Source organism: Pseudomonas sp. WS 5027 (genome assembly GCF_012985695.1).
GTDB classification, from domain to species: Bacteria; Pseudomonadota; Gammaproteobacteria; order Pseudomonadales; family Pseudomonadaceae; genus Aquipseudomonas; species Aquipseudomonas hygromyciniae.
Map to the genome: position 1 here is coordinate 231,924 of NZ_JAAQWU010000006.1, position 17,139 is coordinate 249,062.

A 17,139-nucleotide genomic window follows, 5' to 3' on the forward strand; every position below is an offset into this window, starting at 1 on the left:
AGGTTCGCTGGGGGCCTGCCTTGGTGAGCAGACTTGTAGTGGTGAGCAGGGTTGCTGTGGCGGGGAGGGGACTATCTATGTGGAGGGGACTAGCTGTGGCGAGGGGGCTTGTCCCGGTACAAACCGGGGACATCGTTTACATTTCTAACCGGGGACATGGTTTACAGGTTAATACGCATGGTCAGGAGGTATCTGATCATGCCCTGGAACCAAGAGTCCCCCATGAATCAACGAATCAAACTGGTCGCTGACTGGCTTTCTGGCAACTACACGAAAACCCAGTTGGCACACCGATTCAACGTAAGTCGGCCTACCGTCGATAAGTGGATTGCCCGGCATGACGGCGATTTAAAGTCGTTATCCGAGCTTTCCCGACGACCTCATAACAGCCCAAACAAAACCGACGATGAGATCTTGGCCCGCGTGGTGGCCATGAAGGAAGCGCACGATAAGTGGGGGCCGAAGAAGCTTCTCGAGCTATTGCGAATCGAGGATCCCACCATCGCCTGGCCTGCCCCGAGCACGGCGGGTCAATGGCTTGATCGGCTTGGATTGGTCAGCAAACGGCGCTTCAAGCGTCGGCACAGTGTTTCCCACGCCCCGATGCGAGAGGCCAACGAGCCCAACAAGACGTGGTGTGCTGACTACAAAGGGCAATTCAAGATGCTTAACGGGCAGATGTGTTTCCCTTTGACCGTTACAGATCATGCATCGCGCCTGATTCTGGCGTGCAGAGCCCACCCCAAGATCATGACCCAGCCTGTAAAACAGGCATTTGAGAGGCTTTTTCAGGAATACGGCATGCCGCAAGTCATTCGTTCTGACAACGGTGTCCCCTTCGCCTCTCCTGGTCTGGCAAGAATGTCTACATTGGCGGTTTGGTGGATCCGTCTGGGCATCTATCCCGAGCGAATCATGCCAGGAAGACCCGCTCAGAACGGTCGTCATGAGCGAATGCACCGCAGCTTGAAATTCGAGTTGCCATTAGGACGCGATTTGCTTGAGCAACAGCTGTTGCTGGAGCATTTCAGAAATGAATTCAATTACATACGACCTCACGAAGCGCTCGGTATGAAACGTCCTGGAGAGTTGTATGTACCATCCACTCGACCTTACCCCGGATGCTTACCCGCTGTGGAGTATCCGGCAGAAATGCAGGTTCGAAGCGTCAGGCAGGACGGTTCTATCTTGTGGAAGAACAAGCTGGTATTTGTCAGCGAGGCTTTATCTGGAGAACGGATAGGGCTTAAAGAAGCTGAAGAGGATGTTTGGGATCTGTACCTATGTGACTATCCCCTGGGGAGGCTTGGACGATGCAAGAGCCGTATCCAAGCTTCAAATGTGTAAACGATGTCCCCGGTTTCAGATGTAAAGGATGTCTACGGTTCTACACCCCCGTTGGGCTGCGCAGCAGCCCCAATATAAGCCCCACCGAGGAGTGTCAGGCTGCTGCGCAGCCCAACGGGGGACAAGCCCCTTCGCCACTACAAGCTCTTTTTATCGCCGCTCTCTACAGCCCGACTCAGGCGTCATGCAGGGAAATGCGCGAGGTTTCCGGCAGGGCCAGGCCACCGGCCAGGGCCAGCAAGGCCACGGCAATCAGATAAAACGCCGGTGACAGGTTGCTGCCGGTGGTGCTGATCAACCAGGTGGCCACCAGTGGCGCAGTGCCGCCGAAGAGGGTGTAGGCCATGTTGTAGGTAATCGCCGAAGCGGTGTAGCGCGTGCGGGTCGGGAAGGTTTCCGAGAGCAGGGCCGCCGTGACCACGCCACACAACACCGCACCCACCGCCAGCAGCATCACGCCAACGATGGATGCGGCGAACGAGCCGGAACTGGCCATCAAAAACGATGGATACACCACCACCATCAACAGCCCGCAGGCGGTCATCACCGTGACGCGTCGCCCGACGCGGTCGGAGTACCAGCCCGCCGCCGGGCACATCGCCGCAGCGAAGATCAGCGCAATCAGCGACACCAGCAATGCCGTTGCCCGGCTCAGGCCGCCGGCCACTTGCAGGTACGTCGCAAAGTAGGTGGTGAACATATAAAACGACAGCGCCGTCAGCGACACAAAGGCGCCCAGGCAGCAGATTGCCGCGCCATGGTTGCGTAGGGTTTCCTTGAGCGGCGAGTGGGCCACGGCGTGCTCTTGCTTTACCGCCTGGAACGCCGGGGTTTCATCCAGCCGCCAGCGCAGGTATAGCCCCACCAAACCTAGCGGCGCGGCGATCAGGAACGGTAGGCGCCAGCCCCAACTGCCCATGGCTTCGGCCGATAGCGACGCTTCCAGCACATAGGCCACCACCGCCGCCGAGGCGAAGGCGGCAAAGGTCGACACCGGGATAAAGCTGCCGTACCACGCCCGTTTGTCGCTGGGCGCGTGCTCCATCAGGTAGGCACAGGCGCCAGCGTACTCACCCCCTGCGGAAAAGCCTTGGGCACACCGGATCAGTGACAACAGGATCGGCGCCGTAACGCCAATTGCAGCATACGTGGGCAGCAGGCCGATCAAGGTCGTGGCCGCGGCCATCAGCAAAATCGTCATTGCCAGAGTGCGCTTGCGGCCGATGCGATCGCCCAGCATGCCGAAAAAAATCCCGCCCAGAGGCCGAAAGGCAAAGGCCACGGCAAACACCGCGAAGGTCTTGAGCAACGCCGCGCTGGCATCGCCACTGGGGAAAAACTGCTGGGCGATGGTGGTCGCGAGAAAGCCATATACGGCGAAGTCGAACCACTCGACAAAATTGCCGATCCCGGCAGCGACGATGACTTTTCTCAGGGTTTGCGGCGGGACCTGTTCGGTGGATGCTCGCGTCATGGCGGGGCCTCGGCATTTCGTCAGTAAGCCCTCGATTATCGGGAAAGCGTCCGGGGCGGCTTACTTCAAAAGTGTCATCGGCGTAGTCAGCACCGACCTGCCAAGGCAATGAAGATCAAATGTGGGAGCTGGCTTGCCGGCGATAGCGACAGGTCAGCCAACATCAATCCCAGCAATGCCGCCGCCATCGCAGCCTCGCAGGGCGAGACAGCTCCCACCTTGATCTTCAGGGATTGGAAGATTGCATTTCAGATCCGCTGGCTGGCGCGTTCGAGGATCCTCGGCCCCGGTCCTTCCTGGGCCAAGGTGTCGCCGGGGTTGCGCAAGGGGCAGTCGTTGAGTGACAGGCAGCCGCAACCAATGCAGTTGTCCAGGCTGTCACGCAGGGCTTCCAGGGTGCGGATGCGTTCGTTGAGGTTGTCGCGCCAGGCTGAGGACATTTCTCCCCATTGCGCGGCCGTCAGTTTGCTGTTCGGTGGATAGCGGCCCATGGCGCGCTTGATCTCTTCGAGGGGGATACCGGTGCGCTGCGCCACCTTGATGATCGCAATGCTGCGCAGCACCAGCGACGGGAAGCGCCGTTGGTTGCCAGCGTTGCGCGTGCTGGCGATCAAGCCCTTGGATTCGTAGAAGTGCAGGGTGGAGATCGGTACGCCGCTGCGCCTGGCAACCTCGCCGATGGTGAGGGAGCGCACACCATCGGGGTTCTTTTCTGCTGCCATGGGTGTTGCCCTCAAGTTAAGTTGAGGTTTTATAGTCCTGCCCGATCTTTGCTGCAACCGCTTTCCATCGCCCGTGCGGGGTGGGGCGGTAGCGAACACACCACAAATGAGCGGAGCAGGGCATGGGCACAAGGATGCTAGTGGGCGGGGGCGTGGCAGCGGTAGCTGTGCTGGCCCTGGTTATCACGTTGTTGGGCAATCAACCCTCAACCCAGGCGGCGACGTGGCCGGTGGCCAAGGTGGCGTTGGCTGCGGTGAGGCAGGGCGAGGCGCCCCGCCAGGCCTTTGCCGCCGGGGAGCTGGAGGCGGCCAACCAGGTACAGGTGGCGGCGGAAACTGCTGGGCGTGTCACGCGGATCGCCTTCGAATCCGGGCAAGCGGTCAAGGCCGGGCAGTTGTTGGTCCAACTCAATGACGCCCCCGAACAGGCCGACCGTTTGCGCCTGCACGCCCAATTGCGCAATGCCCAGACGCTGTTCCTGCGCATTCAAAAGCTTGCGGCCGTGAATGTCGCGACCCAGGAGCAACTGGACAACGCCACCGCCGCCCTGGACATGGCCAAGGGCGAGCTACAACAGGTCGATGCGCGGATTGCGCAAAAAGCCATCCGTGCGCCGTTCGCCGGGCAGGTGGGTATTCGCCGTGTGCATCAAGGCCAGTACCTGCAGACCGGCGAAACCATCGCCAGCCTGGTGGATACCCAGCGCCTGCATGTGAATTTCGCCTTGAGTGAACAGGCGTCCCCCGGTTTGCGCGTCGGCCAGATCGCCCAACTCACGGTGGATGCCTTGCCTCGCGAGCATTTTTCGGCGCAGATCAACGCTATAGACCCACTGATCGGCCAGTCGCGCTCGGTGCGGGTGCAAGCCACCCTGGCCAATCCGGGCGGGCAGTTGCAGGCCGGCATGTACGCCAGCGTGCGTCTGTCGGCGGTGCAGTCACCCACGGTGCTGGTGGTGCCGGAAACCGCCATTACCTACACCGCCTACGGGCAGACCGTGTTTATCGCCAGCGCCGATCCGGCCGGCGCCTTGAGTGTGCGCCGCGTCCAGGTGACCACCGGGGAGCGTTGGCAGGGCCTGGTGGAAATCACCTCGGGCCTGGCGCTGGACGACCAAGTGGTGGTCTCCGGGCAGCTCAAGCTCAGCGACGGCATGCCCGTCGAAGCGGTCGAGCAAAACACGTTGGACGTTGAAGGGAATCGCGCCTCATGAGCTTCACCGACAGTTTTGTGCGGCGCCCGGTACTGGCGCTGGTCGTCAGCAGCCTGATCGTCCTCGCCGGCCTGTTTGCCCTCGGCAAATTACCGGTGCGCCAGTACCCGTTGCTGGAAAGCTCGACCATCACCGTCAGCACCCAATACCCCGGTGCCTCGGCTGAATTGATGCAAGGTTTTGTCACCCAACCGCTTACCCAGGCGGTGTCGTCGGTGGAGGGTATCGATTACCTGGCGTCGTCGTCGGTCCAGGGCCGTAGCGTGATCACCCTGCGCATGACCCTCAACCGCGACTCGACCCAGGCATTGGCCGAGACCATGGCCAAGGTCAATCAAGTGCGTTACCGCTTGCCCGACGATGCCTACGACCCGGTGGTCGAATTGTCGGCCGGCGACTCCACTGCCGTGGCGTACGTAGGGTTTGCGAGTGACACGCTGTCGATTCCCGAGCTCAGCGACTACCTGTCGCGGGTGGTCGAACCGCAATTGTCCGGGATCGACGGGGTCGCCAAGGTGCAAACCTTCGGCGGCCAGAACCTGGCGATGCGCCTGTGGCTGGACAGTGATCGCATGGCCGGGCGCGGGGTGACCGCCGCCGATGTGGCACAAGCGGTGCGCCGCAATAACTACCAGGCCACGCCGGGGCAGATCCGTGGCCAGTTCGTGCTGGCCGATATCCATATCGACACCGACCTGACCAGCGTCGAGGCCTTCCGCGACCTAGTGATCCGCAATGACGGCACAGCCCTGGTGCGCCTGCGCGATGTGGGCACCGTGGAGCTGGGCGCAGCGGCGACCCAGACCAGCGCCACCATGAATGGCCGCCCGGCCGTGCACCTGGGGCTGTTTCCCACGCCTTCGGGCAACCCCCTGGTGATCGTCGATGGGATTCGCCAACTGCTGCCGCAAATCCAGCAAACCCTGCCACCGGGGGTCAACGTCGCCCTGGCCTATGAGACCGCACGGTTTATCGAGGCGTCCATCGAGGAGGTGCTGCACACCCTGCTGGAAGCCATGCTGATCGTGGTGCTGGTGATCTGGCTGTGCCTGGGTTCGCTGCGCAGCGTGGCGATTCCGGTGCTGGCGATTCCGTTGTCGATGCTCGGGGCGGCGGCCTTGATGCTGTTCTTCGGCTTCAGCCTCAACCTGCTGACCCTGCTGGCGATGGTGTTGGCCATCGGCCTAGTGGTGGACGACGCCATTGTGGTGGTGGAAAACGTCCACCGGCATATCGAAGAAGGCCTGACCCCGGTGGCCGCGGCGTTGGTTGGCGCCCGCGAAATCGCCGGGCCGGTGATTGCCATGACCCTGACGCTGGCGGCGGTGTATGCGCCCATCGGCCTGATCGGCGGGCTGACCGGCACGTTGTTCCGCGAATTCGCCCTGACCCTGGCGGGAGCGGTGATTGTCTCGGGCGTGGTCGCCTTGACCTTGTCGCCGGTGATGAGCTCGCTGCTGCTCAAGCCAGGGCAACAAGAGGGGCGCATGGCCAAGTTGGCCGAACGAGTATTTGGCGGGCTGGCCGCGACCTATGGCCGTGTGCTGGGTTACTCCCTGGCGCGGCGCTGGATCAGCGGCGGCGTGGCCTTACTGGTGTGCCTGAGCCTGCCGTGGTTGTACACGATGCCGCAACGCGAACTGGCGCCTCCCGAGGACCAGGCGGCGATCTTGACCGCCATCAAGGCCCCGCAATACGCCAGCCTCGACTACGCGGAACGCTTTGCGAGCAAGCTCAACCGCATCATGGAGAGCCTGCCGGAAACCACCGACACCTGGATCATCAATGGCACCGACGGGCCGGCGGCCAGTTTCGGCGGGATCAACCTCAGCGCCTGGCAGGCCCGCGAGCGTTCGGCCGAGCAGGTCCAGGCCCAGTTGCAGCAGGCCGTGGGCGAGGTCGAAGGCAGCAGCATCTTTGCCTTCCAGGTCGCCTCGCTACCCGGTTCCAGCGGTGGCCTGCCGGTGCAGATGGTGCTGCGCAGCGCCCAGGATTACCCGGTGCTGTACCAGACCATGGAAACCCTCAAGCAGCGCGCCCGTGACAGCGGCCTGTTTGCCGTAGTCGACAGCGACCTGGACTACAACAATCCGGTGGTCAAGGTCCGCGTCGATCGGGCCAAGGCGGCGAGCCTGGGCATTGGCATGCGCGATATCGGCGACTCGCTGGCGATGCTGGTGGGCGAGCAGTACATCAACCGCTTCGCCTTATATGGGCGCTCTTATGACGTGATTACGCAAAGCACCGAAGAACAGCGCCTGACTCCCCAGGCCCTGGCCCGCCAGTATGTGCGTACCGAAGGCGGCCAGTTGATCCCGCTGTCGACGCTGGTGCATCTGGATATCACGGTGGCGCCGAACCGCCTGTTGCAGTTCGATCAGCAGAACGCCAGTACCCTGCAGGCCATCCCGGCGCCCGGCGTTTCCCAGGGGCAGGCGGTGGCGCTGCTGGAGCAACTGGCCGCTGAACTGCCGCCGGGGTTCAGCCATGACTGGCAGTCCGAGTCACGCCAATACGTGCAGGAGGGCAGTGCGCTGGTGTTGGCGTTTCTCGCCGCCCTGGTGGTGATCTATCTGGTGCTCGCGGCGCAGTACGAAAGCCTGGTCGATCCGTTGATCATTCTGGTCACCGTGCCGTTGTCCATTTGCGGCGCGCTGATCCCCCTGGCGCTGGGCTGGGCCACGTTGAATATCTACACGCAGATCGGGCTCGTGACCTTGATTGGCCTGATCAGCAAACACGGGATCCTGATGGTGGAGTTCGCCAATGAGATCCAGGTGCGCGAGCACCTCGACCGCGCCGACGCAATCATCCGCGCCGCGCAGATCCGTTTGCGGCCGGTGCTGATGACCACGGCGGCGATGACCTTCGGCGTATTGCCGCTGCTGTTCGCCGACGGTGCCGGGGCCAATAGTCGCTTTGGCCTGGGCGTGGTGATCGTCTGCGGGATGCTGGTCGGCACGCTGTTTACGCTGTTTGTCCTTCCCACTATCTACGCTTGGCTGGCACGCGATCATCGGGTGCAGGGCCTGCGTCAGCAGCAACTGGCCGACGCCGAGCACTACCTGGCGCCGGGGCATGTCGAGGTGCAGCCATGAACACATTTATCCATTACCCGCTGTTACTGGGTGCGCTGGCCAGCCTCGGCGCTTGCTCGGTGGGGCCGCAATACCACGCGCCTGAGATCGCGCCGATTCACCTGGCCAGCCCGCAGGTCGAGGACTTCGCCCAGCGAGCGGCGCAGCCGGTGGACGCCTGGTGGACCTTCTTTGACGACGTCCAACTGGCGCGCTTGATCGACGCCGCTGTGGCCCACAACCACGATGTGCGCCAGGCGCGTTCGAGCTTGCTGCTGGCGCGGGCGTCTGTCGATGAGCAAGCGTTGCAGCGCCTGCCGATTGTCAGCAGTACGGCGGCGTACCAGCGCAGCCTGGAGCAGCAGGCGGTGACGGGGTCGCGGCCAAGCCGCAGCTTGTCCGAGTCCTGGCGTGCCGGCCTGGACCTGCAATGGGAGCTGGACCTGTTTGGCCGTCTCGACCATTTGAACCGTGCTGCGCAAGCGCGGGCCGAAGCTTCGCAGGCCGACCTTGAACAGGTGCAACTGAGCATCGCCGCACAAGTGGCCCATGCCTATTACGCGGCGCAGGGCCAGCACCAGCAACTGCAACTGGCACAAGATGCGGTGCGCAGTTGGCAAGTGACCGTGGGCCTGACCGAGGCGCAAAACCAGGCCGGTAGTGGCTTGCCTGAAGAGTTGGAGAGCGCCCGGGGCAATGCGCTGCGCGCCCAGGCGGCGATTGCGCCGTTGCAGGGGCAGTTGCAACGCAGCCTTTACCGGCTGCAAGTGTTGTCGGGGCAACGTCCGGGCAGTTTCAGCGTCGACCTCGACACCTTGGCGCCGGGTCCACTGGCGCGGCAATTGCCGTTGGGGGATGTCGACCAGTTGATCCGCAATCGACCGGATGTGCTGCAGGCCGAGCGGCTGCTGGCGGCCCGCGTCGAGGACGTGGGCGCGGCCACCGCCGACTTGTATCCGCGCTTGAACCTGGGTGGGTTTATCGGCTTCTTCGCCTTGCGTGATGGGGATCTGGGCAGCGCGTCCCGGGCATTCGAATTGACCCCGGGCTTGACCTGGCCGGCACTCAACCTGGGCACCGTGCGCGCACGCCTGCGCGGCGCCCAGGCCCTATCGCAACGAGAGACCGCGCATTTTGAGCAGGTGCTGCTAGTGGCCGTGGAAGAAGTGGAGGGCGCCATCACCCAACTGGCCGAGCATCAGCGGCATCTGCTCAACCTGGTGCAATCGGCACGGCATGCCGAGGCGGCGCTGGATATCGCGCAGCGGCGTTACAGCGCAGGTTCCGGCAGTTACTTGTCGGTGCAGCAGAGCCAGCGCGATCTGCTGAGCCTGCGCCAGGAGATTGCCCAGGCGCAGGCTGCGTCCTATGGCAATGCGGTGGACCTGTACAAGGCGCTGGCCTGGCGGGCGCCGAGGCTTTACCCTGCGGCCCTCAATGAGGCCAACGGTGCCTTGAAAAGGAACAGCAGTTGAACCCAAACACATTGTCCATGCGCCTGGAATGCGTGGCAGCGCAAGTACCGGCCGGCGCGCGTCTGGCCGATATCGGCTCGGATCACGCCTACCTGCCGGTGGCGTTGATCAACCGTGGCGCGATTGTCGCGGCAGTCGCCGGCGAAGTGGCGTTGACCCCGTTCCGCGCCGCCTACCGCACGGTGTGCGACAACGGCCAGCAGTTGCAGATCCAGGTGCGCCTGGCTGATGGCCTGGCGGCCATCGAGCCGGCAGACCGGATCGATACCGTCAGTATCTGCGGCATGGGCGGCGAGACCATCCGCGACATCCTCGAGCGCGGCAAGCTGTACCTCAGCGGCCAGGAGCGTCTGATCCTGCAACCCAACGGCGGCGAACAACCGCTGCGCCTGTGGCTGATGGACAACGGCTACCGCATCCTCGGCGAGGAGCTGCTGCGAGAAAATCGCTTCGACTATGAAATCATCGTCGCCGAGCGCAGCGGGCCGGTGAGCTACAGCGCCGAGCAACTGTACTTCGGCCCGTTGCAGATGCAGGCCCGCAGCGAGGCGTTCCTGGCCAAGTGGCAGCGCCTGCTGCGCTACAAACAACGGACCCTGGGCCAACTCGCCGAAGCGCGACAGGCGCTACCCGAACAGAAAGTGCAGGAACTGGCGCAGGAGGTGCGCTGGATTACCCAGTTGCTGGAGGCAACGAACGTGATCTAGGGCCTTGCCTGCCGCGAATGCTTCAATGACTCCCTTATCCAACCCAGGTGTTCCACCATGCCAGACGCTACAGACCAAGCCTTCTACGACCGCGCCGACGCGCACATCGAGCTGTCGAACGAGCAACTCAAAACCCCCGAGAACCTTGGCCAAGTCAGCGCCTCGATGATGTTCGGCACGACACGTTTCAATGCCTGGGCGAGTGCGCGCAACTTCAAGACCGGCGCCGAAATGGCCGAGTCGCGCGAAGCGCTGCTGAAGTACTTCTGTGAGCAGTACCGGATGATGCTGGAAGACAATCTGGATGATCACATCAACAACTTCAGCCAGTACATGACGGCCCCCGGCGGCTGACCGCAATCTCATTGTAGGAGCCGGCTTGTAGGCAAAAATCGTCCACGATACCGCAGGGTGCCTGGTGCCCCGCGTTGCTCTCGGGCTTTTCGCCGGCAAGCCGGCTCCTACAGGGGCTAGTGTTTACTGAATGCTAGGGGGGGCCGCGAACAATACAAAGAGCAGGCCGGCATTGATATTGCCTACCCCACCGCTATCGCAGCCTCGCTAAAGCTCGACAGCTCCTACATGCGATATCGATAACCTGTCGAGAAAGTCCGCCACTTGCCGGTTACCGCGCAAATGTACCGTCGGAATATCCGGCCCCACAGCCAAACGCACCGCCTCGATGCCCGGCCGATAGCCGCGATCAAAATTCCACACAAAACTCAAAAAGGTCAGAAACTCCCGGTCGAGCTTATCGGTACACCCCACGGGCCGATCCGCGCGTGGGCGTTTCATGGCGCTGCGTATCAGTACCCGAGTGAAACAGGTGAGTCGCGGCGTATCCAGCCAGATGATCAGGTCTGCACGGGGCAGGCGCAGGTCGAAGGTGCGACGGGCGTAGTTGCCTTCACACACCCAGGTGTCCGACGCTACGGCTTCGCGTACCCGTGTGCGGAATTGCTCGGCGTCGGTCTCGACCCAGTTGGGTTCCCAGAACAGGGTGTCCAGGTGCACTACGGGCAGGCTGAGACGCTGACCAATGGCGCGGGCGAGGGTGGATTTGCCGCTGCCGGCGTTGCCCAGAATTACAATCCGTTGCATGGGGACATCCCGAAAAAAGCCGGCAATTATGCCGGCTTTCGAGGAGCAGTCAAACGCCCGTCTGCTTACTTGGCAAACGCATATTCCCCACCCTGTTCCAGCGCCTTGCGATAGGCAGGCCGGGCCTGGAACCGCTGGACCCACGCGGCGAGGTTCGGGTACGCCTGCAACTTGCCCTGGGCCTTGGCGATTTCGCCAATAAAGCTCATCTGGATATCGGCGCCGCTCAGTTCCTCACCCAGCAGGTAGGGCGACTGCGCCAGGGCGTGGTTCAGGTAGCCCAGGTAGTTGGCCAGTTCCGACTCGATCCGCGGATGCAATGGCGCGCCGGCTTCACCCAGGCGGCCGACATACAGGTTGAGCATCAGCGGCAGCATTGCCGAGCCTTCGGCGAAGTGCAGCCATTGTACGTAGGTGTCGTAGGCGTCTGTGCTGGGGTCAGGTTGCAGGCGGCCCTGGCCATGGCGGCGGATCAGGTAGTCGACAATGGCGCCGGACTCGATCACCACACGTGAGCCATCTTCAAGCACCGGCGATTTGCCCAGCGCATTGATCGCCTTGAGCTCGGGTGGTGCAAGGTTGGTTTTCGGGTCGCGCTGGTAGCACTTGAGCGCGTAGGGCAGGCCGAGTTCTTCGAGCAGCCAGAGAATGCGCTGCGAACGTGAGTTGTTGAGGTGGTGAACAATCATCATGGGAAGCTCCGCCGGGCGAGAGTGGGGTGTCTGGGAACAGACTGCTGCGCTGGCGTAGAGTGCCCTGAATCAGCTTGGCGTGTCAGAAGAAATCGGCGCGTCCTGCGCGGGCTCGGCTTCCAGTTTCAAACGGTCGGCCTTGCTGATGTACTTGTCTTTGCTCTTGGGGGCCAATTTGGCATTGGCCTTTTTGGCGTTGGCTTTCAAAATCTGATTGAGTTTCTTACGACGGTTCATGCTTTCTACTCAGCGCGTTAATGCCTGGATGATATCAGTATGGCGAGCGGGCTTGCGCTGCCATTTATCAAGCGCGAACAACCCCTGTGGCGAGCGGGCTTGCCCCGCGCTGGGCTGCGCAGCAGCCCCAATAAACACTCCGAGTTTTACCAGATAATCCGAGGTAGCTGATTTTGGGGCTGCTGCGCAGCCTCTGGGTTAACGCACGACATCCAGCGCGGTGTACTCATACACGTAATGGGTTTTGTCCGACGTTGACTCCAAGGTCATGGCAAGCCCCAAGTCCTCGATAAACGCGCGCGTGGTTTTATAGTCGCCCTGGTCGCACTCCAGTTTGATCGCGTCGCCCGTCAAGCTGGCAAACACTTGCCGCGCGGGAAAGCGTTGGCCCACGACACAGTTCAAGGGCGTTATCCGGGATTTGTCGGTGGGCTTGGCCGGTACATCGGCCATGGTCATGCGCGCGCTCAGGGTTTGGCCTGGGGTCCAGGTTGTTGGAATATCCAGCGCGATTTCGTGGGTCAGCAGTACGCGCCCATCGCCTATGCCATTCATCTTCGACTTCAACTGGATCAGGTCGGCCTGGGTGAGGCGATCGACGGTGAAGCGCTCACTGTAGATCTCTTTCTTCTTCAGCAAGCCACCCTCGGCGGTGAACGTCTCGGAAACCGGGCGATCCTTGCTGCCATCATCCTTGGTGGACTGGGACGTGTAGGTCAGTGTCTTGAACTTCGGTTGCAGCAGGGGCGAATCAAGCTGCTCAAGCACACTGGCGGGCACTGGGACCTCGGCGATATGCGTCTCTGCCAGCGTTCGAGGATAGTCAGCCGGCGCGATGTCCGGACGCAAACGGGCGAGCAATGCTCCGTCCACGCCACCCTGCAGCGAACAACTGACCCGCGATTGCGTGCCTTGCTTGCCTTCCGGCTCGACCAGCAGCACCCGCTCTACCCGCCGCGTGGCAGGCGCTGAGCCGGGCTGGGGCGCCATGGCCTGCCACTGGTCGCCGACCTTGAGCTCGCTGCGAACATACACTGGGCTGTTTTTTTGCAACGCCCCAGGTTGTTCCAGCAGCGGCGCGATGTGCTTGGCCACCTCCTCGACACCGCCTTCAACCACAAAGCCCCAGTAATAGTAGAGCCCCAATTTGCCGAGGTCGGTGCTCTCGTCGAAGTACGACAACAGCTTCAAGCCGGCAATCGGCGGTGCGCTGACGAGGACTGAGTTTTCCTCGCCACTGGCGCGATTTTTAACGGCAATCCATGTGGCGTTCTTCGCCCGCACCAGCGGCGCATAAGCCTGCCAGGTGTCGCCGTGGGCGTGCAGGCTATCGAAGAAACGGGCGTCACAGTGGGTGAACGCCTTGAGCGTGTCGGTCAAGGCGGCGTCGTTGGCATGGGCCAGGGACGGCAGCAGCAGGGCAGAGGCGAGCAGCAGCGTAGGCGTGGGCAACTTCATTGGCAGGGATGTCCTTATCGGCGTGGGAGCGGGGCATTATCCAGACATTTATTGGCCTGGGGCAACGCAGCCCGGAGTTTGCACTGCGTTTCAACCTTGCAGGCGCGGGCCCCAGTCCTCGGCCATGCCTTTTTCCAGGCGCCGTTCCAGGGTGCGCCGCCATGACGGCACCAGCGGCAGCGCCAGGCATTCGCGCAACAATTCGGTCTCTACTTGCTTGTCGAACAGTACGGCGGACAAGCGTGCCAGTGACCAGTCGGCAAAGGGCCGTTCGACCCGTTGCAGGCTATCGCCCGCGCTCACCACGCCTTCCTCCAGCACCCGGTAGTACCAGCCGGTGCGGCCCGACTGCTGCACGCGCAGGGCCAGGTTGGCGACGGCGAAGCGGTCGCTGAGCTTCCAGCACGGCATGCGCCCCTGGGACACCTCGAGCAATGCCGTCCCGACCCGAATTCGATCGCCCAGGCAGACGTCATGCTCGCTCCAGCCGGTGGTACTGAAGTTCTCGCCAAAGGCTCCTGGCTGCGTCAGCAAGGGATGAGCGCCCAATTCGTCGGCCCAACGGGCGTAGTGCTCAAGCGGATAGTGGTGAATGGCTTTTTCCACCCCGCCATGCACGCGCAGGTCGCCCTGTTCGTCGCCGTGAAGGCCCAGGGTGGAAACCTTCAGTTGGCCCTGTTGCGGCTGTTTATCGATGGCGCTCTGGGTGCCTGGGCGGGTGAATGGCTGCACGCGACCGGTGAGCAAGGTGTCGAGGCGGATAGTGGGCAGGGTCATGCAGGTACCTCCGGTGTTTGATGTTCACGACAGATCAACGCGGGTGGCGAGCGCCGGCTGCTTGAAAGCGGCCCGGAAGGCGTTCGCGTGTTGCCCTAGGTGGCAGGTCAACGGACAAATCGATCAGGACGGCATGGAGCAAACGCAGAGGGTACCTTGCCGTCGATGATCTCTTCACTGGCAAGACGTCCCACCACCGCCGCCAACATCACCCCGGGGTGCATGGCGCACACGTACACACCGCCGACCTGTGGCAGGTAACCGATGATGGGAATACCGTCGGCCGGCATTGGCCTGAGCCCGACGCAGGCCAGTTCAGGCTCAATGCTGACCACGCCTTGGAGTTCATTCTGGATCGCTTCAGCCGTGCGTCGTGCAATCGCCATTGGCTGGTTGTCCAGGGTGTCGTCCAGGTAATCCTCTGCCGCCAGCAACGTACCGTCCGCAGCGTGCCGAACTTCCATTTCAGGGCTGGAGATCAAGGTTTTTACCAGGCTAGTGTGGGTCTTGTAGCGGATGAAAATCGCCGGGGACGCGTTGATTGGGAGCTCTGCGCAGAGCATCTGCGCCAGCTTGGCAGTGCCTGTGCCTGCGGCCAGCACGACCGTATCGGCCGCAATAAACCCCCTTGGCGTCTCGACCCCCGTTACCTGATCACCTTGAGTGGCAAAGCCCAGCACCTGAGTCTGGGTGAGCACCTTGGCCCCATGGGCCTGGGCACCTTTGACCAACGCGTGGGTGGCGGCCACGGCATCCAGGGCACCCTCTTCAGCGGCATAGGTTGCTTGTTCGGGCGGATGCTTGAGGTTGGGCTCAAGGTCGAGAATCTGCGAACGGCATACGCGACTGGCTGAAGGCACAGGTGCCGCGCCGTAAGTCAGGGCGCCAGTCCAACGGATCTCCAGCCCTGGGAGCTGGGCTTGGAGGCGATGATATTCCTGAATGGCTGCACCGCGTAGTTGCGCAATCGGGTCGGGGGCTGGATGGGTGGTGTTGATCCAGGCGAATGAGGTCTTGGTTACGCCGCAGGCGATATCCTGGGATTCGATCAGGGTGACCTTTGCGCCCTTGGTGGCCAGGTGATAGGCCAGGGAAGCGCCAACGATACCGGCACCGATGACGATGATTGTGTGGGCTGGGCTGTTTTCCATGGCAACCTCTGGTTTGTCGACATGGGAAGGGTACGACAGTGGGCAGTTGGGGAATACGCTTACTGACTGACAATGGGCACAGGGCGCCTGCAATGCCGAGCGCGACCGGCTGAAAACGACCCGGAGCGGAAGGTGAGGTATCTGCGGTTGCTTCGACGCTTTTGTATGAGCATCATCAGGCTTCGACAAGGAGACGCCCCTATGCCAAAACCAGTACTTCATCTGATGTCAGGCAAGATTGCATCCGGTAAATCAACGCTGGCCAAAAACTTGGCAGCCGAACAGTCGGCGATCCTGCTGAGTGAGGATAATTGGCTGTCACGGCTTTACCCAGATCAGATCAAGTCAGTCACCGATTACGTGCGTCTGTCACGTCAGATTAGAGAGGTGCTGGGCCCGCTCGTCATCGATATGCTCAATACGGGCGTGACGGTGGTCTTGGATTTTCCCGCCAACACACCTGAAGATCGACGATGGTTGCGCAGCCTCGCTGACTCAGCCGAGGTTTCCCATTGTGTCCACTACCTTGAGGTGGACGAGGACATATGTCGAGGCCGGTTGCATATGCGCAACCGCCGCGCCGAACATGAGTTTTCTGCGACAGATGCGCAGTTCGATCTGATCACTAGCTACTTTCGGGCGCCGGACGAGGATGAGGGACTTCAGATTAAAACCCACCGCCTTTGACGGGCAGCAGCGCCTGGAGATGACATCCGAAGTGTCCGCGTCTGCCCCAGCGTGAATCGACCGGGCTTTCGTGGACGTCTCAGGGCTGCAATGTTCGAGAGCGACAACATTGCTCTAGCCCGCGCTCAACCCCCACAACACATCCAGCACATGTTGCGTCGGCCGCTCGACGTCCCCACCACGGTGAGCAATACCAAGTTCACGCCACAACAAGGGCTGCAATGGCCGCATGACGATCCTGGTATCGGGCAATGGCGTGGAGGCTTCATGGGGCAACAGCGTCGCGCCATAACCGGCCGCTACCAGGCTTTTGATCGCATCGTTGTAGTTCAGTTGAATGCGCGGCGTGGGCTGTCGTCCATCATTGGCGAACCACTCCGAGGTCAAGCGCGAAAGCCGAGTGGTGTTGTCATTCAGAATCAATGGCTGAGCGGCCAGCCAACCGGGGTTCACCACATCCGGGCAATCCCAGCGTGCCGGCAAGAAGGCCATGACCGGATCCCGCCGCCAGGGTTCGATCCGCAATCCCTTCACCGGGGTCTGCGGCAGCGCGATCAGACCGATCTCCAAAGAGCCCTCGGCAAGCTTCTTCAATGTTTCCTGCGACGTGAGCACCGCGACCTGCACATCGATAGCGGGATGGCGTTGGCTCAATGTCTCCAAAGCTTGCGGCAACAACTGTGCGATCGCCCCGGTGGAGGCACCCAGCCGCACACGCCCGGCCAAGCCCTGCACCTGACGCTCCACGTCCTCAAGTGCTTGCTCTGCATCCGCCAACAGGCGCCGCGCGCGCTCCACCAGTGTTTCTCCAATCGCCGACGGCTGAATGCGCCCACGCGTGCGCGACAACAGCTTGCCGCCAACCCGCGACTCCAGGTCGGCGATATGCAAACTGACCGTGGGCGGCGCGAGGTGTAGCACACGGGCCGCCTCGGCAAACGAACCCAGGTCGGCAATGGCCACTAACGTGCGCAGGCGGTCCAGGCTGATTTCGCGCATGAATCATTCCTTGTTCAGAAA

The 17,139-nt window shown here is 62.1% G+C and carries 16 protein-coding genes; 7 read left to right on the plus strand and 9 right to left on the minus strand.

The window, feature by feature from the left end:
* The first annotated feature begins 222 nt into the window (after positions 1–222).
* The gene (locus tag HBO09_RS10370) at positions 223–1,347 is read left to right on the plus strand and encodes an integrase core domain-containing protein (RefSeq protein ID WP_262381212.1); all 1,125 of its coding nucleotides are present in this window, start codon (positions 223–225) and stop codon (positions 1,345–1,347) included.
* 175 nt (positions 1,348–1,522) lie between these two features.
* Here HBO09_RS10370 and HBO09_RS10375 read toward each other — a convergent pair whose 3' ends face one another.
* Positions 1,523–2,821: an MFS transporter gene (locus HBO09_RS10375; RefSeq protein WP_169992388.1), complete on the minus strand. Its 1,299-nt coding sequence runs from the start codon at positions 2,819–2,821 to the stop codon at positions 1,523–1,525.
* A 248-nt stretch (positions 2,822–3,069) separates the two neighbouring features.
* Positions 3,070–3,543 (minus strand): redox-sensitive transcriptional activator SoxR, encoded by a 474-nt coding sequence (gene soxR / locus HBO09_RS10380; protein ID WP_029294036.1) that lies wholly within the window; start codon positions 3,541–3,543, stop codon positions 3,070–3,072.
* 122 nt (positions 3,544–3,665) lie between these two features.
* Here soxR and HBO09_RS10385 point away from each other — a divergent pair, with 122 nt between their 5' ends.
* The 5 genes from HBO09_RS10385 to HBO09_RS10405 are packed head-to-tail and all read left to right on the plus strand — an operon-like array spanning position 3,666 to position 10,370.
* Entirely contained in the window at positions 3,666–4,757 is a 1,092-nt protein-coding gene (locus HBO09_RS10385; protein ID WP_169992386.1) for an efflux RND transporter periplasmic adaptor subunit, read from the plus strand.
* The gene (locus HBO09_RS10390; RefSeq protein WP_169992384.1) at positions 4,754–7,855 is read left to right on the plus strand and encodes a MexW/MexI family multidrug efflux RND transporter permease subunit; all 3,102 of its coding nucleotides are present in this window, start codon (positions 4,754–4,756) and stop codon (positions 7,853–7,855) included. Before HBO09_RS10385 ends, HBO09_RS10390 begins: the two co-directional genes overlap by 4 nt.
* Positions 7,852–9,309: a TolC family protein gene (locus HBO09_RS10395; protein WP_169992382.1), complete on the plus strand. Its 1,458-nt coding sequence runs from the start codon at positions 7,852–7,854 to the stop codon at positions 9,307–9,309. The genes HBO09_RS10390 and HBO09_RS10395 overlap by 4 nt, the downstream gene beginning before the upstream one ends.
* On the plus strand, positions 9,306–10,016 hold the full coding sequence (locus tag HBO09_RS10400) for a tRNA (adenine(22)-N(1))-methyltransferase TrmK (RefSeq protein ID WP_262381213.1): 711 nt from the start codon (positions 9,306–9,308) through the stop codon (positions 10,014–10,016). Before HBO09_RS10395 ends, HBO09_RS10400 begins: the two co-directional genes overlap by 4 nt.
* A 57-nt stretch (positions 10,017–10,073) precedes the next feature.
* On the plus strand, positions 10,074–10,370 hold the full coding sequence (locus tag HBO09_RS10405; protein WP_169992379.1) for a DUF3144 domain-containing protein: 297 nt from the start codon (positions 10,074–10,076) through the stop codon (positions 10,368–10,370).
* A gap of 207 nt (positions 10,371–10,577) precedes the next feature.
* On the opposite strand, the gene HBO09_RS10410 is transcribed toward HBO09_RS10405, so the two are convergent.
* The 6 genes from HBO09_RS10410 to HBO09_RS10435 form a co-directional block, all read right to left on the minus strand.
* The gene (locus HBO09_RS10410) at positions 10,578–11,117 is read right to left on the minus strand and encodes an AAA family ATPase (protein WP_169992377.1); all 540 of its coding nucleotides are present in this window, start codon (positions 11,115–11,117) and stop codon (positions 10,578–10,580) included.
* 65 nt (positions 11,118–11,182) lie between these two features.
* Positions 11,183–11,809, minus strand: coding sequence for a glutathione S-transferase (locus HBO09_RS10415; protein ID WP_169992375.1), 627 nt, complete (start codon positions 11,807–11,809; stop codon positions 11,183–11,185).
* Between the two features lie 69 nt (positions 11,810–11,878).
* Positions 11,879–12,046, minus strand: a complete 168-nt coding sequence (locus HBO09_RS10420; RefSeq protein WP_169992373.1) for a DUF2986 domain-containing protein — start codon at positions 12,044–12,046, stop codon at positions 11,879–11,881.
* A 198-nt stretch (positions 12,047–12,244) separates the two neighbouring features.
* Positions 12,245–13,504, minus strand: coding sequence for a hypothetical protein (locus HBO09_RS10425; protein ID WP_169992371.1), 1,260 nt, complete (start codon positions 13,502–13,504; stop codon positions 12,245–12,247).
* A gap of 90 nt (positions 13,505–13,594) precedes the next feature.
* Complete coding sequence (locus HBO09_RS10430) at positions 13,595–14,281, minus strand: MOSC domain-containing protein (RefSeq protein WP_169992369.1); 687 nt, start codon at positions 14,279–14,281, stop codon at positions 13,595–13,597.
* A 107-nt stretch (positions 14,282–14,388) separates the two neighbouring features.
* Positions 14,389–15,432 (minus strand): FAD-binding oxidoreductase, encoded by a 1,044-nt coding sequence (locus HBO09_RS10435; protein WP_169992367.1) that lies wholly within the window; start codon positions 15,430–15,432, stop codon positions 14,389–14,391.
* A 201-nt stretch (positions 15,433–15,633) separates the two neighbouring features.
* On the opposite strand from HBO09_RS10435, the gene HBO09_RS10440 reads away from it, so the two are divergent.
* Positions 15,634–16,119, plus strand: a complete 486-nt coding sequence (locus HBO09_RS10440) for an ATP-binding protein (protein WP_169992365.1) — start codon at positions 15,634–15,636, stop codon at positions 16,117–16,119.
* A gap of 114 nt (positions 16,120–16,233) precedes the next feature.
* Here the strand turns inward: HBO09_RS10440 and HBO09_RS10445 are convergent, their stop codons facing one another.
* The gene (locus HBO09_RS10445; RefSeq protein WP_169992363.1) at positions 16,234–17,118 is read right to left on the minus strand and encodes a LysR family transcriptional regulator; all 885 of its coding nucleotides are present in this window, start codon (positions 17,116–17,118) and stop codon (positions 16,234–16,236) included.
* Positions 17,119–17,139: the final 21 nt, after the last annotated feature.

Excerpts from the sequence above, each read along its gene's own strand:
- HBO09_RS10440 (WP_169992365.1), top strand. The coding sequence starts at position 15,634 with ATGCCAAAACCAGTACTTCATCTGATGTCAGGCAAGATTGCATCCGGT.
- HBO09_RS10420 (WP_169992373.1), bottom strand. The coding sequence starts at position 12,046 with ATGAACCGTCGTAAGAAACTCAATCAGATTTTGAAAGCCAACGCCAAA.
- HBO09_RS10405 (WP_169992379.1), top strand. The coding sequence starts at position 10,074 with ATGCCAGACGCTACAGACCAAGCCTTCTACGACCGCGCCGACGCGCAC.
- HBO09_RS10435 (WP_169992367.1), bottom strand. The coding sequence starts at position 15,432 with ATGGAAAACAGCCCAGCCCACACAATCATCGTCATCGGTGCCGGTATC.
- HBO09_RS10370 (WP_262381212.1), top strand. The coding sequence starts at position 223 with ATGAATCAACGAATCAAACTGGTCGCTGACTGGCTTTCTGGCAACTAC.
- HBO09_RS10385 (WP_169992386.1), top strand. The coding sequence starts at position 3,666 with ATGGGCACAAGGATGCTAGTGGGCGGGGGCGTGGCAGCGGTAGCTGTG.
- HBO09_RS10390 (WP_169992384.1), top strand. The coding sequence starts at position 4,754 with ATGAGCTTCACCGACAGTTTTGTGCGGCGCCCGGTACTGGCGCTGGTC.
- HBO09_RS10410 (WP_169992377.1), bottom strand. The coding sequence starts at position 11,117 with ATGCAACGGATTGTAATTCTGGGCAACGCCGGCAGCGGCAAATCCACC.
- HBO09_RS10430 (WP_169992369.1), bottom strand. The coding sequence starts at position 14,281 with ATGACCCTGCCCACTATCCGCCTCGACACCTTGCTCACCGGTCGCGTG.
- HBO09_RS10395 (WP_169992382.1), top strand. The coding sequence starts at position 7,852 with ATGAACACATTTATCCATTACCCGCTGTTACTGGGTGCGCTGGCCAGC.
- HBO09_RS10425 (WP_169992371.1), bottom strand. The coding sequence starts at position 13,504 with ATGAAGTTGCCCACGCCTACGCTGCTGCTCGCCTCTGCCCTGCTGCTG.
- soxR (WP_029294036.1), bottom strand. The coding sequence starts at position 3,543 with ATGGCAGCAGAAAAGAACCCCGATGGTGTGCGCTCCCTCACCATCGGC.
- HBO09_RS10375 (WP_169992388.1), bottom strand. The coding sequence starts at position 2,821 with ATGACGCGAGCATCCACCGAACAGGTCCCGCCGCAAACCCTGAGAAAA.
- HBO09_RS10415 (WP_169992375.1), bottom strand. The coding sequence starts at position 11,809 with ATGATGATTGTTCACCACCTCAACAACTCACGTTCGCAGCGCATTCTC.
- HBO09_RS10445 (WP_169992363.1), bottom strand. The coding sequence starts at position 17,118 with ATGCGCGAAATCAGCCTGGACCGCCTGCGCACGTTAGTGGCCATTGCC.